Below are 14987 nucleotides of genomic sequence, written 5' to 3'. Positions count from 1 at the left end.
GGCCGTCGCGCCCCGATCAGAACACCCCTGTTCGGGGCTTCTGGGCGTGTCCGGTGGCCCGCATATCCGTCGACCCGACGGGAAAGCGCGGGGCGTCCGACAGCCCGAAACCGGAGCAGGAGAAAAACATGCCTTTCATTACCGTGGGAACGGAAAACTCCGCGCCCATCGACCTGTACTACGAGGATCACGGTTCCGGTAAGCCGGTGGTGCTGATCCACGGCTTCCCGTTCAACGGCGCAACCTGGGAGAAGGAGACCACCGCGCTGCTCAACGCCGGATACCGGACGATCACCTACGACCGGCGCGGTAACGGCAACTCCGCCCAACCGGCGTTCGGGTACGACTACAACACGTTCGCCGCGGACCTGGACGTGCTGATGACCGAGTTGGACCTGAACGAGGTGACCCTGATCGGCCACTCGATGGGCACCGGCGAAGTGGTCCGCTACCTCGGCAACTACGGCTCGCAACGGGTGAGCCGGGCGGTGCTGATCAGCCCGCTGCAACCGATGCTGGCCAAGGCCAACGACAACCCGGAGGGTGTCGAGAGAAGCCTCTTCAAGGGTTTCCAGGACGCCATCATCAAGGACCGCTTCGCCTACCTGACGTCCTTCTGCGACGCGTTCTTCAACCCGGACCAGAACATGGGCAAGCGGGTCAGCGAGGAGGCGTACCGGGCGCACTGGCAGATCGGCGCGATGGCCTCCGGTAAGGCCACCCACGACAGTGTGGACGCCTGGCAGGAAGACTTCCGCCCCGATCTGCCGAAGATCAACATTCCGGTGTTGATCGTGCAGGGTGACCAGGACCGGGTGCTGCCCTACCCGGTGACCGGTCAGCGGCTCGGGCCGATGATGCCGACCGCCCAGCTCATCACGCTCAAGGGCGCGCCGCACGGCATCCCGTGGACCCACGCCGACGAGATCAACAAGGCGGTCCTGGACTTCATGAAGCAGCCGGCCAAGGCGCGCGCCTGACCCGTATCGGTAGCCGATCGGACGCCAGCGCCGTGAGGCGCCGCGACACCCGGCCCACGGTTCGCACCGGGGCCGGGTGTCGTCGTCGGTCAGGCCCGGCGGGCCACCACCGCGCCGTTCGCCCCCGGCGCGTCGAACGGCACCGTACGCACGTCGACGAAACCGGCGTCGGTCAGCCAGGCCGCGTACTCGGCGCCCGAGTAGTTGCGCCCACCCTCGGTCTCGACAAGCATGTTCATCCCCATCAGCGCCGCCTCGGGTGGCCCGGTGCGTTCGTCGTTGAGCAGCAGTTCGCAGACGACGATCGCCCCGCCGGGCGGCAACGCCTCGTGGCAGCGGGCCAGCAACGCCCGGTTCGTCGGCTCGTCCCAGTCGTGCAGGATCATGCTGAGCAGGATGACGTCGTGGCCCGTCGGCAGCGCCGGGTCGGCGAGGAAATCACCGGCCACCGCGTCGATCCGTCCGGTCAGGCCGGCCTCCGCTATCCGCTCCCGGGCCCGCACGCAGACGTGCGGCAGATCCAGGACGGTCGCCCGCAGCTCGGGCAGGCGGCGGCAGAACTCGATCGGGAACGCGCCGGCCCCGCCGCCGACGTCGAGCAGCCGGCGGTGCGCCGAGAAGTCGTACGCGTCGGCCAACGCACTGGCGGTGAAGCTGGACGTGGAGAACATCGCGTCCCAGAACTGCGCCAGCATCTCCGGGTCGGCCGTGTCGAACATGGACTGTTGGGCCTCCGGGTCCCAGGTCAACGGCCGATCCGTGCGCAGTGCCTCGCCGATGCGGTGCCACGGCAGGTAGGTGCGCAGGTCGGAGTAGCGGATCTGCGCACCGAAGTAGTACGGGCGACCCTCGACCAGGAACTGCTCGGCCAACTCGGTGTTGCGGTACGCGTCGCCGGCCTTCTCCAACAGCCCGAGCGAGGCACTCGCGGCCAGCAACAGGTCCGCCGGCCGGTCCGGCAACCCGAACTCGGCGGCGGCCTCCTCGACGGTCATCGTCCGCCCACCGGCCAACCTGGTGAACAGGCCCAGCTCGACGCCGGCCGCGAGGGTCTTGAACCCCCACACACCGGCCACCAGACGCATGAGGGGAGTGGGAGTGATCATGCCGACATGAGATCACAGATCGGCGCTTTCCACGATGGACGGTCACGCCCGCAGCAAGGCGTAGATCGTTGGCGGCTGAGCGGTTCGACACTCCGGGCGGGGCGCCGCTGAGCTGCCAGCGATCGTCGAGAACACCCGCAATGTGGCCAGGACAGCGCATCGGCTCCTAGCCGGGTCGGCCCCCCAGCCTTCGCCGGCTCAGCCGCCGCGCCGCGAGGCTCACCAGCGTGCTGCCGGCCGCCATCCCGACCAGCACCAGGATCCCCCCGACCACCCACAACCCGCTGTCGTCGGTCGACGCGGCCCGCCATGACCAGACCGTCGTGAACGCCACGGTCATCACCGGTGCCACCAGCCACGGGCTGAGCCGCGCCCCCGCCAGCGCGGCCAGCAGGACGAGCGTCAGCACACAGCCGATCACCTGCCACGGGTCGTACGGGCCGCTCGTCGCACCGGTCTGCGAGTCGACCGTGTACTCGTCGTCCCAACCCAGCCAGAGCAGCCAGGCTCCGACAGTGGCCGCCGCCAGGAACAGGACACCGAGCAGTGCTCGGGTACCCCTCGTCGCCGTCATCGGACGATCATGCCTGGCCCGCCGTGGAAGCGGAATGAGTACCGGTACCCGGCCCGGCCCGCATTCCGGACGGACTGTTGCCCGGCCGGTGGTGATCCTCTACGGTCGGCTCAGCGGTGGGCGGTGCGGTCCGCATCCGACCCGACACCGCCGGTTGCCCGTCGCGCGGGCCGGGATGGTGGAGTCCCGGGTCGCCCCGGCGGCGGTGCCCCGGCGGTCGTGTGACTCCCAGCTCGTCCCCGGGTCCGCCCGGAGGGCTCCGCGTGGAGCCGACGGCGAGCCGGGGCACGCCGACCCACCGGGAGAGCCCTGTGTTCCTCAGCCCGCACGAGCAGGACCGCCTGCTCGTCCACGTGGCGGCCGACGTCGCCCGCGCCCGCCGCGAACGCGGCCTGCGCCTCAACTACCCCGAAGCCGTCGCGATCATCACCGCGTTCCTGCTCGAAGGGGCACGCGACGGCCGGTCCGTTGTCGACCTGATGACAGCCGGTCGCAGCGTGCTCGGCCGCGACGACGTCCAGGACGGCATCCCCGAGTTGCTGAGGGAGGTGCAGGTGGAGGCGACGTTCCCGGACGGCACCAAGTTGGTGACGGTGCACCACCCCATCCCGTGATCCCCGGGGAGATCCTGCCGGCGGCCGACCCGGTCGAGATCAACGTGGGTCGCCCGGTGACCACGCTGCTCGTGGTCAACACCGCCGACCGCCCGGTGCAGGTCGGCTCGCACTACCACTTCGCCGAGGCCAACCCGGCGCTCTCCTTCGACCGGGGCGGCGCCTGGGGGCAGCGCCTCGCCGTACCGGCCGGCACCTCGGTCCGGTTCGAGCCGGGCGTCAGCCGCAGCGTCGACCTCGTCCCGCTGGGAGGCGCGCGCGTCGTACCCGGCCTGCGGGGCGAGTGCGGCGGACCGCTCGACACCCCGACGGCCGCCGGGCCGCCGCAATGAGCGCCGTGCGGCGGGACCGCTACATCGACCTGTACGGGCCGACGACCGGTGACCGGATCCGGCTGGCCGACACCAACCTGCTCATCGAGGTGGAGACCGATCACTGCGTCGGCGGCGACGAGGCGGTCTTCGGCGGCGGGAAGGTGATCCGCGAGTCGATGGGGCAGTCCCGGGCCACCCGGGCCGAGGGGGCCCTGGACACCGTCATCACCGGCGCTGTGGTGCTCGACCACTGGGGTGTGGTCAAGGCCGACGTCGGGCTGCGCGACGGGCGCATCGTGGCGCTCGGTCGCGCCGGCAACCCGGACACCATGCCCGGAGTGCACCCCGACCTGGTCATCGGTCCGTCGACAGAGGTGATCGCTGGCAACGGGCGGATCCTCACCGCCGGCGCTGTCGACACCCACGTGCACTTCATCTGCCCGCAGATCGTCACCGAGGCGCTGTCCAGCGGCGTCACCACGCTGGTCGGCGGTGGCACCGGGCCGGCCGAGGGGACCCGCGCGACCACTGTCACCCCGAACGCCTGGCACCTGGCCCGGATGCACGAGGCGCTGGACACCATGCCGGTCAACGTGCTGCTGCTCGGCAAGGGCAACACCGTCTCCGACGAGGCGCTGTGGGAACAGTTGCGGGCCGGCGCGGGCGGTTTCAAGCTGCACGAGGACTGGGGCACCACACCGGCGGCGATCGACGCGTGCCTGCGAGTTGCGGACGCGTCCGGGGTGCAGGTGTCGATCCACACCGACACGCTCAACGAGGCCGGTTTCGTCGCCGACACCCTCCGGGCGATCGGTGGGCGGGCCATCCACTCGTACCACACCGAGGGCGCCGGCGGCGGGCACGCGCCGGACATCATCACGGTGGCCAGCGAGCCGAACGTGCTGCCGTCGTCGACCAACCCGACCCGGCCGTACACCGCCAACACCCTCGCCGAGCACCTGGACATGTTGATGGTCTGCCACCATCTCAACCCGTCCGTGCCGGAGGACCTGGCGTTCGCCGAGAGCCGGATCCGACCGTCCACCATGGCCGCCGAGGACCTGCTGCACGACCTCGGCGCGATCTCGATCATCGGTTCCGACGCGCAGGCGATGGGCCGGGTCGGCGAGGTCATCACGCGGACCTGGCAGAGCGCCCACGTGATGAAGGACCGGGTCGGCGCGCTGCCGGGTGACGGGGCCGCCGACAATCACCGGGCCCGGCGGTACGTGGCGAAGTACACCATCTGCGCGGCGATGGCCAACGGGCTGGAACGGGAGATCGGCTCGGTCGAGCCGGGCAAGCTCGCCGACTTGGTGCTCTGGGATCCGGCGTTCTTTGGCGTCCGACCGCACCTGGTGCTCAAGGGCGGCATGATCGCGTACGCCCAGATGGGTGACGCGAACGCCTCGATCCCGACACCCCAGCCGATGCTGCCGAGGCCGATGTTCGGGGCGTACGGCGCGGCGGCGGCGGCCACCAGCCTGGCCTTCGTGGCCCCGGCGGCAGTGGACGCCGGGCTCCGCCTGGACGTGCGCCGCCGGGTGGTACCGGTGAGCGACGTGCGGTCGCGGGGCAAGGCCGACCTGCCGGAGAACAACGCGATGCCGCGCATCGAGGTGGACCCGGACAGCTTCACCGTGCGGATCGACGGGCAGGTGGTGGAGCCGGACCCGGTGACCCGGCTGCCCATGGCCCAGCGGTACTTCCTGTTCTGATGGCGACGCCGAGCCTGCTGTTGCTGCTGGCCGACGGGCGCTTTCCGGCGGGGGCGCACGCGCACTCCGGTGGTCTGGAGGCGGCGGTCGCCGCCGGCCGGGTCACCGACCTGGTCACGTTGGAGGCGTTCCTGGCCGGACGGTTGGCCACCGCCGGTCTGGTCGGTGCGGCGTTCGCGGCGGCCGCGCACCGGACGGCGGCGCCCGGGGCCGTCGGCTCGGCGCACCCGGCCCGGTCGGGTGTGCTGGCTGACCCTGCCGTCAGGTCGCAGGCGCTGGCCCGGCTCGACGCGGAGTTGGACGCGCGTACCGCCGCACCGGCGCTGCGGGCGGTCTCGCGTCGACAGGGCCGGGCGCTGCTGCGGGCCGGCCGGGCCATCTTCCCGGACGCCCCGTTCGCGGACCTGCCCGCGACGCCCGGTGGCGCACACCAACCGCTGGTGCTGGGGCTGCTCTGCGCCGCGGCCGGGCTGTCCCGCGTCGAGACCGCCACGATCGCCGCGTACGGGACGGTCACCGGGGCGGCCAGCGCCGGCGTACGTCTGCTCGGTCTCGACCCGTACCGGGTCCAGGCCCTGCTGGTCGGCCTGGCCGACGCCTGCGACGGCACCGCTGCCGACGCGGCACGGGCCGCCGACGGTCCACCGGAGCGGCTGCCGGCCGCTGCCGCTCCACTCGCCGACATCCATGCCGAAATCCATGCCACCTGGGAGGTGCGTCTCTTTGCGTCCTGACACCGTTGTGCCGAGCGCTGTGCCCGCCGTCGACCCGACCACGCCGCCGCCGGCCGCCCCACCCCACGACGAGACCGTTCCGCACAGCCACCCGGAGCCGGGGGTGGACCCCCACCCGCCGTTGGCGCGCGCCGGCCGTGCCCTGCGGGTCGGCATCGGCGGCCCGGTCGGTTCCGGCAAGACGGCCCTGGTGGCCGCCCTCTGCCGGGCCTTCGCCGACGAGTTGCGGCTCGGCGTGGTGACGAACGACATCTACACGACCGAGGACGCCGACTTCCTCAGGCGGGCCGGGGTGCTGGACCCCGCCCGGATCCGGGCGGTGGAGACCGGCTGCTGCCCGCACACGGCCATCCGGGACGACATCGGCGCCAACCTGGACGCCGTCGACGAACTGGCCGAGACGGTCGGTCCGTTGGACCTGGTCCTCGTGGAGAGCGGCGGGGACAATCTGACCGCGACCTTCAGTCGGGGGCTTGTCGACCGGCAGATCTTCGTGGTCGACGTGGCGGGCGGGGACAAGGTGCCCCGCAAGGGTGGGCCGGGGGTCACCGCCGCCGACCTCCTCGTGATCAACAAGACCGACCTGGCACCGCTGGTGGGTGCCGATCTCGCCGTCATGGACCGTGACGCGCGAGCCCGACGTGGCGACCTCCCCACCCTCTTCCTGTCCATTGTGGGAGATCCGACGGCGTCAGCGGTCGCAGAGTGGATCCGGCACGAGTTGGCCCACCACGCCGACCTGCACCCGTTCACCGCGCCGGTCGGCCCGGCCTGATGCGAGCGCTCGCCCGGCTTGTCGCCCGGGCCGACGGTCGGGGCGGCACAGCACTGGTCGAGCTGCACGGCGAAACGCCGTTGCTGCTGCGCCAGACCCCGACCGACGGTGGTGTCGCCACTGTGTACCTCGTCGGCGGGGCGGCCGGACCACTCGCCGGCGACGATCTGCGCCTGGAGATCGAGGTGGGCCCGGGCGCGGCCGTCCGGGTGCACAGCGTCGCCGCCTCCATCGCCCTGCCGGGTCGCTCGGGTGCCGTCTCCCGGATGGCGGTGCGGGCGATGGTGCACGCCGGTGCCACGCTGCACTGGCTTCCGGAACAGTTGGTCGCGGCGGCCGGCTGCGCGCATCTCGCCGAATCCCGCGTCGAACTGGCCGCCGGTGCGAGCCTGCGCTGGCGCGACGAGCTGATCTGCGGTCGGTACGGCGAGACGCCCGGCGGTGCCGTGGTGCACACCCACGTCGACTACGCGGGTCGACCACTGCTGCGCCAGTCCCTCGCGGTGGGACCGCACGCGCCGGGCTGGGCCGGCCCGGCGGTGCTCGGCGGGGCCCCGGCCACCGGGTCGCTGCTGGTGGTCGACCCGTCGCGCCCCGCCGGACCCGCGGCGGTCGAGGCCGGTGTCGCCCGGCTGCCGCTGGCCGGCGGCCCGGCGACACTGTGGACCGCCACCGCCCCCGACGCGCACACCCTGCGCGCCCACCTCACCAGCTAGCGCGCCCATCTCACCGGCTAGGAAGCCCTGTCGGTTCGCCTGGTGCCCCGGCCGTTCTGGACGCGGACGCTGCGGAGAGCGTGATGTCTGTGAGTCATCACGATGACTCACAGACATCACGCTCGAGGCCGGGTGACGCTCGAGGCCGGGTGACGCTCGAGGCCGGGTGACGCTCGAGGCCGGGTGACGCTCGAGGCCGGGTGACGCTCGAGGCCGGGTGACGCTCGAGGCCGGGTGACGCTCGAGGCCGGGTGGCGTTCGCGGCCGGGTGGCGTTCGCGGTCGGGCGGTGCTCGCGGGTGGGTGCCGTGTGTGGCTGGGTGGCGCTCGTGGCTGGGTGCCGTGTGTGGTCGGGGGGCGTTCGCGGTCGGGTGGTGCTTGCGGCCGGGGCGCGCTCAAGGCCAGCCCGCGTCGCGATCCTTGCCGCGTCGGGGGCAGGGCGGGACGAGGGTTGGTCGGCGCGCCGGGCAGAGGTCAGCGGTGAGGGCCGGACGCGTCGGCGTGCTCCCGCTGCCGGGCCGGGTCGAGGCGGCCGATCAGGTCGTCGAGGTGGCTGATCAAATCGAACGCCTGCTCCACGCCCAGCTCGGCGAGGCTGGCGCGGACCCGCTCGTCCAGGCGGGCATATTCGCGGCGGCCCCGGGCGCTCAGGTACGCCCGGATCCGACGGCGGTCGATCGGATCGATCCTGCGGAAGACGAGGTTGCGGTCGACGAGCTGGTCGACCAGCTTGGTGAGGGTGCCCGGCGGCAGCGACGCCTCGGCGGACACCTCGCTCATCGGGTGACCCTGGCCGTCGGAGAGCAGGCAGAGCACCCGCCAGGCCTCGATGCTCAGCCCGTCGTCGGCCAGCACCGCGCCCAGTCGGCGGGAGAGCAAACGTTCGGCGCGGGTGAGCGAGCGCAGCAGGTCGGCTGGCGCCCCGGGCACGTCTGACATGAAACTCCCTGGTCCGGTGGCAGTGTCATGGTAGCGAGTCGTCCCGGCCAGTGGTGAGCGCTGGTCTTCCGTCGTGGGCCGGGCAATCATGTGCTCATGTCCGCGCCGGCACCGCCGTGGCTGACCGTCGACCGTGCCGTGGTCAGCATCGCGCTGGTCTACCCGATGCGCGGGCCGGCCGGCATGTTCGGCCCCACCTGCGAGCTCTGCGCGCAACTCGCGGTGGAGGAGATCAATCGGTGCGGTGGGGTGTTGGGCCGGGAGGTGCGGCTGGTGCCCGTCGACGGTGGCGCACCGCCGGCAGAGGTGGCCGCCGAGGTCGAGGCGTTGGTGTCGGTGGGAGCCGTGCAGGGGGTGACCGGGTGGCACATCTCCTCGGTGCGCCAGGCGTTGGCGCCCCGCGTCGCGCATCGGGTGCCGTACGTCTACACCGCACTCTACGAGGGCGGTGAGCGTACCGAAGGGGTCTTCCTGACCAGCGAGACACCGGATGCCCAACTGTGGCCCGCGATGCGGCTGCTCGCCGGGGAGCAGGGGGTGCGTCGCTGGTTCGTGGTGGGAAACGACTACGTGTGGCCGCGTCGTACCTCGCGGGCAGCCCAGCGGTACGCGCTGCGCGGCGGTGGGCAGGTGGTGGGCCGGCACTTCCTGCCGTTGGACGCGCACGACTTCACCGAGGTGTTGCGCCGCATCGAGCACAGTGACGCGGACGCGGTGTTGATGCTGCTGGTCGGTGCCGACGCGGTGCGGTTCAACCGCGCGTTCGCCCGATCCGGCCTGGATCAGCGCTGCCTGCGGCTGAGCACCCTGATGGACGAGAACATGCTGCTGGCCAGCGGTGCCGGCGCGACCCGGAGGCTGTACAGCACGGCGGGCTTCTTCGCCGGGCTGGTGACCCCGGAGAACCTCGACTTCCACGGCGAGTTCGCCCGGCGTTTCGGGGTGGAGGCACCACCGCTGGGCAGCCTGGGGGAGTCCTGTTACGAGGGTGTCATGCTGCTCGCCGCGCTGATCGGTCAGGCCCGCACCCTCGACGTGCGGGCCATCGAGACGGCCGCCGACACGGTCGCCTACCACGGGCCGCGTGGACGGTTGCGGCTGCGTCAGCGGCACGTGCGTCAGCGCATCTACCTGGCCGAGGCGGACGGGTTGGACTTCACAGTGCTCGCCCAACTCTGAACCGGGCGCCGGGAGTCGGCCCACCGGGCCCTTGACAGCGCCACCCGATCCCGTCCTAAGATGCTTCCTGCGTGAAGTATCTGGCCGGGCGGTCAGCTGTCACCATTGTGCGCCCGCCGTCGGCGGATTCTTTCGCCCACCATTGTGGTGGCACTTATCTCGCGTCTTTCCCAACGGCCGACACCGTTTCCTCCCCACGGTGTCGGCCGTTTTTCGTGCGCGCCTGACAGGGCCTCGGAAACAGTCAATTAAGGACCGGGAAACACCCGCGCAATCATGTCGGTCGACGCTTTCCCTGCCCATATCCGATCCGGTGCCCCGCGCGGCGTCCACCCGTCGACCCCGGCACCGCCCACGTCAGCTCCATCGGACCGCACCGACCGTCCTTTCGTCACCTGAGTGCACCGCAGGGAGAGTAGATGTCATTATTCCGGGGCCGCCGCATCCTGGCGGGTGCCATCACAGTGGTCGCCGCGGCCGCGATGACCGCGTGCGGCAGCAAGACCACCGACTCCGGCGGCGCGACCGGCGTCAGCGCCGACGTCTCCGGCGACACCGTCAAGGTGGGCCTGCTCAACTCGCTCTCCGGGACCATGGCGATCAGCGAGGTCACCGTTCGCGACGCCATCATGCTCGCCGTCGAGGAGATCAACGCGGCCGGCGGCGTCCTCGGCAAGAAGATCCAACCGGTCGGTGAGGACGGCGCCTCCGACTGGCCCACCTTCGCCGAGAAGGCCGAGAAGCTCATCTCCGAGGACCGGGTGGCCGCCGTCTTCGGCTGTTGGACCTCCGCCAGCCGCAAGGCGGTCAAACCGGTGTTCGAGAAGAACAAGGCGTTGCTGTTCTACCCCGTGCAGTACGAGGGTCTGGAGCAGTCGCCCTACATCTTCTACACCGGAGCGACGACCAACCAGCAGATCGTTCCAGGGCTCGACTACCTCAAGTCGCAGGGCGCGAAGTCGGTCTATCTGGTCGGTAGCGACTACGTCTTTCCCCGTACGGCTAACAAAATCATCAAGGCGTACGCGGCCGCGAACGGGATGTCCGTGCTGGGCGAGGATTACGCGCCGCTGGGCTCCACCGAGTTCGGCACCATCGTCAACAAGGTCAAATCGTCCGGCGCGGACGCGGTGTTCAACACGCTCAACGGTGACAGCAATGTGGCCTTCTTCAAGGAATACAAGTCCGCGGGGCTGACCGCCGCCGCCATGCCGGTGGTGTCGGTGTCGATCGCCGAGGAGGAGGTCAAGAGCATCGGCACCCAGTACCTGGAGGGCCAACTGACGGCCTGGAACTACTACCAGACCACCCCCGGTGCGGCGAACTCGAAGTTCGTGGCCGCGTACAAGGCGAAGTATGGCGCGGACAAACCGACCAGTGACCCGATGGAGGCCGCGTACGTCGGGGTCCACCTGTGGAAGGCGATGGTCGAGAAGGCCGGCGCCTTCGACGTGGAGAAGGTCCGCTCCGCCTCGGACGGGATCACCTTCGACGCGCCGGAGGGTCTGGTCACCGTCGACGGCAAGACCCAGCACATCGCCAAGACCGCCCGGATCGGCAAGATCGGCGCGGACGGTCTGATCACCGAGGTGTGGAACTCCGGCAAGCCGGTCGCGCCGGACCCGTACCTCAAGACCTACCCGTGGGCGAGCGGGCTGAGCTGACGACGCCGGCCCGGGCGGGCCACGCGGCGACGCGCCCCGCCCGGGCCACCCGACCAGCAGTACGGAGTACCCACCGTGACAGTCCTCTTCGGTCAACTCTTCACCGGCATCAGCATCGGCGCGGTGCTGCTGCTCATCGCGCTCGGCCTCGCGCTGACCTTCGGCCAGATGAACGTGATCAACATGGCGCACGGTGAGTTCATCATGGCCGGCGCGTACACCACCTACGTCCTGCAGCAGAGCATCACCGGCGCCGGCCTGTCGCTGGTGGTCGCGCTGCCGGTGGCGTTCGTGGTCGCCGGCACCATGGGTGTCCTGCTGGAGGTGCTGCTCATCCGCCGGCTCTACGCCCGACCACTGGACACCCTGCTGGTCACCTGGGGGGTGTCACTGATGCTGCAGCAACTGGCCCGCGACGTCTTCGGCAGTCCGAACGTGCAGACCCGCGCGCCCGAACTGCTCACCGGCAACGTGGCGCTGCCCGGCGGGCTGACCATCGCCAACAATCGGCTGTTCATCCTGGCTCTGGCGCTGGCCGCCGTCGCGGCGCTCACACTGGCGCTGCGACTCACCCCGCTCGGGCGTCGGATCCGCGCGGTGGTGCAGAACCGCGACCTGGCCGCCGTATCCGGCATCGCCACGTCCCGGGTCGACCGGACCACCTTCTTCCTCGGCTCCGGCCTGGCCGGGCTGGCCGGAGTGGCGCTCACCCTGCTCGGGCCGATCGGCCCGACCATGGGCACCAACCTGATCATCGACGCCTTCCTGGTCGTCGTGGTCGGGGGGATCGGCCAGCTCAAGGGGAGTGTGATAGTCGCCTTCGCCCTCGGCGTGCTCCAGGCCACCGGGGAGTACCTGACCACCCTCAGCGTCGCCAAGGTGATCGTGTTCGTGGCGATCGTCGCGTTCCTCCAGTGGCGACCACAGGGCCTGTTCACGTTGCGGACCAGGAGCCTCGCATGACCGCCGTCACCCCCGCGCCGCCCAGTACCGCCGTCGCACCGGCCCCCGCCGGCGCCGCACCACCGAACCCGCCGGGACGACGCTCACGGCTGCGCACGGCGGCCGGGTTCGCCTTCGGCGCGGCGCTGCTCTTCGCCGTCGCCCCGCTGGTGTTGTCGGACTTCCGGTTGGCGCTGCTCGCCAAGTACCTCTGCGTCGCCATGGTCGCGGTCGGCATCGGGATCGCCTGGGGCCGGGGTGGGATGCTCACCCTGGGCCAGGGCGTCTTCTTCGGTCTCGGCGGCTACGCGATGGCCATGCACCTCAAGCTCGCCGACGCGGGCCCGGGTGGGATGCCCGACTTCATGCAGCTGTACGGGCAGCTCGACGAGCTGCCCCTGTGGTGGCGGCCGTTCGCCAGCCCGTGGTTCGCGCTGCCCGCCACGGTGCTGCTGCCGATGGCGGTCGCCTTCGGGCTCGGCTCGCTGGTGTTCCGCCGCCGGGTGCGCGGCGCGTACTTCGCCATCCTCAGCCAGGCGCTCGCCGCCGCGATGGTGATTCTGCTGATCGGTCAGCAGGGCACCACCGGCGGCACCAACGGGCTCACCGACATCAAGGGCTTCTTCGGTTACGACCTGGACGACCCGGTCAACCAGCGGATGGTGTACTTCATCATCGCCGGCACGTTGCTGGCGTTGCTCGCGCTGACCCGGCAGCTCATCCACAGCCGCTACGGCGAGCTGCTGGTGGCGGTCCGCGACGGTGAGGAACGGGTCCGCTTCCTGGGCTACGACCCGGCGTCGGTCAAGCTGGTGGCGTACGTGGTCGCGGCCGGCATGGCCGGGTTGGCCGGTGCGCTGTTCGTGCCGGCGGTGGGCATCATCTCGCCCGCGCTGATCGGCATCGTCCCGTCGATCGAGTTCGTCATCGGCGTCGCGGTGGGTGGCCGGGCCACACTGCTCGGGCCGGTGCTCGGCGCGGTGGCGGTGGCCTGGGCGCGGACCGCCCTGTCCGAGCGGTTCCCGGGTACCTGGACGTACCTGCAGGGGTTGCTCTTCGTGGTGGTGGTGGCGTTCCTTCCCGGCGGCCTGGCGTCGCTGTGGGCGCTGGCTCGCCGCCGTGACGTCGGCGGGCAGCCGGCGCGGCGTGGGTGGTTGTCGCCAGCCCGACGACGTGCCGAACAGACGGAGGTGCCGGCGGCATGAGCGAACGCACCGAGCGCAGCGAGGGCCGTGAGGGCATGCCCAGCCAGGACGGCATGAGCGGTCAACGGTTGGACGGGTTGTCCGTCCGCGACGTGCGGGTCAGCTTCGACGGCTTCACCGCCGTCGACGGGGTCAGCCTGGAGGTGCCCGCCGGGGACATCCGGTTCCTGATCGGACCGAACGGGGCCGGCAAGACCACACTTGTCGACGCGATCACCGGCCTGGTCCGGGCCACCGGCTCGGTCCGCTTCGGTGCCGAGGAGCTGCTGGGTCGCCCGGTGCACAAGATCAGCCGCCTCGGCATCGGGCGGACGTTCCAGACCTCGACGGTCTTCGAGGAGCTGTCGGTGTTGCAGAACCTCGACATCGCCGCCGGGGCCCGGCGCAGCTGGGCGACCCTGGCCCGGCGTCGCCGTGGTGTCCCCGACGAGGTGGCCGCGGCGCTGGAGACCATCGGGCTGGCCGAGCGCGCCGGGCACCTCGCCGGGACCCTCGCGCATGGCCAGAAGCAGTGGCTGGAGATCGGCATGCTGCTGGTGCAGGACGCCCGGCTGCTGCTGCTGGACGAACCGGTCGCCGGCATGAGCCACGAGGAACGCGACGCCACCGGCGCCCTGTTGGAGACGGTGAGCCGGGACCGCACCGTCGTCGTGATCGAGCACGACATGGACTTCCTGCGCCGGTTCGCGCGCAGTGTCACGGTGCTGCACGCCGGGCGGGTGCTCAGCGAGGGCACCGTGGCGCAGGTGCAGGCGGACCCGCGCGTGCAGGAGGTCTACCTTGGCCACCCGGTCGACGCCGGGTCGGCCCGCACTGGCCGGGAGGCATGATGCTGACGCTGCGTGGGGTGCACGCCGGGTACGGGCGCTCCCGGGTGCTGCACGGGGTCGACCTGGCCGTCCCGCCCGACGGGGTGGCCGCAGTGCTCGGGCACAACGGCGCCGGCAAGAGCACACTGTTGCGGGTCGCGGCCGGCCTGCTGCGTCCGAGCGCCGGCACCGTCGAGTTGGACGGTGAGGACGTCACCCGCGCCGGGCCGCACGAGCGGGTGGCGCGGGGGATGGCGTACGTCCCGCAGGGTCAGCAGTGCTTCCCGCACCTGACCGCCGCGGAGAACCTGCGGCTGGTCGCCGACGGCCGGCGCGACGGGGCGGTGGCCACGGCGGAGGTGCTGGATCTGTTCCCGGCGCTGCGCCCGCTGCTGCGGCGTCGGGCCGGGCTGCTCTCCGGCGGTCAGCGCCAGCAGTTGGCCATCGCCCGTGCCCTGATCACCCGGCCCCGGCTGTTGATGCTCGACGAGCCGACCGAGGGCATCCAGCCGTCGGTGGTCGCCGAGATCCAGGAGCGGATCGTCGAGTTGACCCGGCAGTCCGGGTTCAGTGTGCTCCTCGTCGAGCAACACCTGGGTTTCGCGTTGCGGGTGGCGGACCGTTACCACGTGCTGGAGTCCGGCCGGGTCACCTCGCACGGCGACGGGGGTGTCACAGCGGAGCGGGAGGTCCGGGCGGCCCTGGCGGTCTGATCGGCG

At 71.4% G+C, this 14987-nt stretch carries 16 protein-coding genes; 13 read left to right on the top strand and 3 right to left on the bottom strand.

Translation table 11 applies throughout. From position 1 onward, the window contains the following. Window positions 1–128 precede the first annotated feature (128 nt). Window positions 129–980 (top strand): alpha/beta fold hydrolase, encoded by an 852-nt coding sequence (locus tag QSK15_RS24705; RefSeq protein ID WP_285796527.1) that lies wholly within the window; start codon window positions 129–131, stop codon window positions 978–980. 89 nt (window positions 981–1069) lie between these two features. On the opposite strand, the gene QSK15_RS24700 is transcribed toward QSK15_RS24705, so the two are convergent. Both QSK15_RS24700 and QSK15_RS24695 read right to left on the bottom strand, forming a co-directional pair. Further along, window positions 1070–2086, bottom strand: a complete 1017-nt coding sequence (locus QSK15_RS24700; protein ID WP_285796526.1) for a methyltransferase — start codon at window positions 2084–2086, stop codon at window positions 1070–1072. Between the two features lie 166 nt (window positions 2087–2252). After that, window positions 2253–2660 (bottom strand): hypothetical protein, encoded by a 408-nt coding sequence (locus QSK15_RS24695; RefSeq protein ID WP_285796525.1) that lies wholly within the window; start codon window positions 2658–2660, stop codon window positions 2253–2255. A 311-nt stretch (window positions 2661–2971) separates the two neighbouring features. On the opposite strand from QSK15_RS24695, the gene QSK15_RS24690 reads away from it, so the two are divergent. The 6 genes from QSK15_RS24690 to QSK15_RS24665 are packed head-to-tail and all read left to right on the top strand — an operon-like array spanning window position 2972 to window position 7531. Further along, window positions 2972–3274 (top strand): urease subunit gamma, encoded by a 303-nt coding sequence (locus tag QSK15_RS24690; protein ID WP_285796720.1) that lies wholly within the window; start codon window positions 2972–2974, stop codon window positions 3272–3274. Further along, window positions 3271–3606, top strand: a complete 336-nt coding sequence (locus QSK15_RS24685) for an urease subunit beta (protein ID WP_285796524.1) — start codon at window positions 3271–3273, stop codon at window positions 3604–3606. The genes QSK15_RS24690 and QSK15_RS24685 overlap by 4 nt, the downstream gene beginning before the upstream one ends. Then, a complete protein-coding gene (locus tag QSK15_RS24680; protein WP_285796523.1) occupies window positions 3603–5306 on the top strand; it encodes an urease subunit alpha in 1704 nt (567 codons plus the stop codon). Before QSK15_RS24685 ends, QSK15_RS24680 begins: the two co-directional genes overlap by 4 nt. Next, window positions 5306–6040, top strand: coding sequence for an urease accessory protein UreF (locus QSK15_RS24675; protein ID WP_285796522.1), 735 nt, complete (start codon window positions 5306–5308; stop codon window positions 6038–6040). Before QSK15_RS24680 ends, QSK15_RS24675 begins: the two co-directional genes overlap by 1 nt. After that, window positions 6030–6815, top strand: a complete 786-nt coding sequence (gene ureG / locus QSK15_RS24670) for an urease accessory protein UreG (RefSeq protein WP_502889647.1) — start codon at window positions 6030–6032, stop codon at window positions 6813–6815. Before QSK15_RS24675 ends, ureG begins: the two co-directional genes overlap by 11 nt. Next, complete coding sequence (locus QSK15_RS24665; RefSeq protein ID WP_285796521.1) at window positions 6815–7531, top strand: urease accessory protein UreD; 717 nt, start codon at window positions 6815–6817, stop codon at window positions 7529–7531. The genes ureG and QSK15_RS24665 overlap by 1 nt, the downstream gene beginning before the upstream one ends. Window positions 7532–8004: 473 nt before the next feature. Here QSK15_RS24665 and QSK15_RS24660 read toward each other — a convergent pair whose 3' ends face one another. After that, window positions 8005–8469, bottom strand: coding sequence for a MarR family winged helix-turn-helix transcriptional regulator (locus QSK15_RS24660; protein WP_285796520.1), 465 nt, complete (start codon window positions 8467–8469; stop codon window positions 8005–8007). A gap of 96 nt (window positions 8470–8565) precedes the next feature. Here QSK15_RS24660 and QSK15_RS24655 point away from each other — a divergent pair, with 96 nt between their 5' ends. The 6 genes from QSK15_RS24655 (at window position 8566) to urtE (ending at window position 14981) form a co-directional block, all read left to right on the top strand. Next, a complete protein-coding gene (locus tag QSK15_RS24655; protein WP_030335459.1) occupies window positions 8566–9648 on the top strand; it encodes a substrate-binding domain-containing protein in 1083 nt (360 codons plus the stop codon). Window positions 9649–10067: 419 nt separating this feature from the next. Beyond that, complete coding sequence (gene urtA, locus QSK15_RS24650; protein WP_285796519.1) at window positions 10068–11312, top strand: urea ABC transporter substrate-binding protein; 1245 nt, start codon at window positions 10068–10070, stop codon at window positions 11310–11312. A gap of 75 nt (window positions 11313–11387) precedes the next feature. Continuing rightward, window positions 11388–12275, top strand: coding sequence for an urea ABC transporter permease subunit UrtB (urtB, locus tag QSK15_RS24645; RefSeq protein ID WP_238661160.1), 888 nt, complete (start codon window positions 11388–11390; stop codon window positions 12273–12275). Next, window positions 12272–13459 carry an urea ABC transporter permease subunit UrtC gene (urtC, locus tag QSK15_RS24640; RefSeq protein ID WP_285796518.1) on the top strand — a complete coding sequence of 396 codons (1188 nt, stop codon included), beginning with the start codon at window positions 12272–12274 and terminating at the stop codon, window positions 13457–13459. Before urtB ends, urtC begins: the two co-directional genes overlap by 4 nt. Continuing rightward, entirely contained in the window at window positions 13456–14289 is an 834-nt protein-coding gene (urtD, locus tag QSK15_RS24635; protein ID WP_285796517.1) for an urea ABC transporter ATP-binding protein UrtD, read from the top strand. The genes urtC and urtD overlap by 4 nt, the downstream gene beginning before the upstream one ends. After that, entirely contained in the window at window positions 14289–14981 is a 693-nt protein-coding gene (urtE, locus tag QSK15_RS24630) for an urea ABC transporter ATP-binding subunit UrtE (RefSeq protein WP_112625517.1), read from the top strand. The genes urtD and urtE overlap by 1 nt, the downstream gene beginning before the upstream one ends. Window positions 14982–14987: the final 6 nt, after the last annotated feature.

It is taken from the genome of Micromonospora sp. NBRC 107095, assembly GCF_030269705.1.
GTDB classification, from domain to species: Bacteria; Actinomycetota; Actinomycetes; order Mycobacteriales; family Micromonosporaceae; genus Micromonospora; species Micromonospora parva.
Note: the sequence above shows the minus strand (reverse complement) of the source record. Positions and strands in the feature narration are given on the sequence as shown.

Excerpts from the sequence above, each read along its gene's own strand:
- QSK15_RS24705 (WP_285796527.1), top strand. The coding sequence starts at position 129 with ATGCCTTTCATTACCGTGGGAACGGAAAACTCCGCGCCCATCGACCTG.
- QSK15_RS24700 (WP_285796526.1), bottom strand. The coding sequence starts at position 2,086 with ATGATCACTCCCACTCCCCTCATGCGTCTGGTGGCCGGTGTGTGGGGG.
- QSK15_RS24695 (WP_285796525.1), bottom strand. The coding sequence starts at position 2,660 with ATGACGGCGACGAGGGGTACCCGAGCACTGCTCGGTGTCCTGTTCCTG.
- QSK15_RS24680 (WP_285796523.1), top strand. The coding sequence starts at position 3,603 with ATGAGCGCCGTGCGGCGGGACCGCTACATCGACCTGTACGGGCCGACG.
- QSK15_RS24675 (WP_285796522.1), top strand. The coding sequence starts at position 5,306 with ATGGCGACGCCGAGCCTGCTGTTGCTGCTGGCCGACGGGCGCTTTCCG.
- QSK15_RS24665 (WP_285796521.1), top strand. The coding sequence starts at position 6,815 with ATGCGAGCGCTCGCCCGGCTTGTCGCCCGGGCCGACGGTCGGGGCGGC.
- QSK15_RS24660 (WP_285796520.1), bottom strand. The coding sequence starts at position 8,469 with ATGTCAGACGTGCCCGGGGCGCCAGCCGACCTGCTGCGCTCGCTCACC.
- QSK15_RS24655 (WP_030335459.1), top strand. The coding sequence starts at position 8,566 with ATGTCCGCGCCGGCACCGCCGTGGCTGACCGTCGACCGTGCCGTGGTC.
- urtA (WP_285796519.1), top strand. The coding sequence starts at position 10,068 with ATGTCATTATTCCGGGGCCGCCGCATCCTGGCGGGTGCCATCACAGTG.
- urtC (WP_285796518.1), top strand. The coding sequence starts at position 12,272 with ATGACCGCCGTCACCCCCGCGCCGCCCAGTACCGCCGTCGCACCGGCC.
- urtD (WP_285796517.1), top strand. The coding sequence starts at position 13,456 with ATGAGCGAACGCACCGAGCGCAGCGAGGGCCGTGAGGGCATGCCCAGC.
- urtE (WP_112625517.1), top strand. The coding sequence starts at position 14,289 with ATGCTGACGCTGCGTGGGGTGCACGCCGGGTACGGGCGCTCCCGGGTG.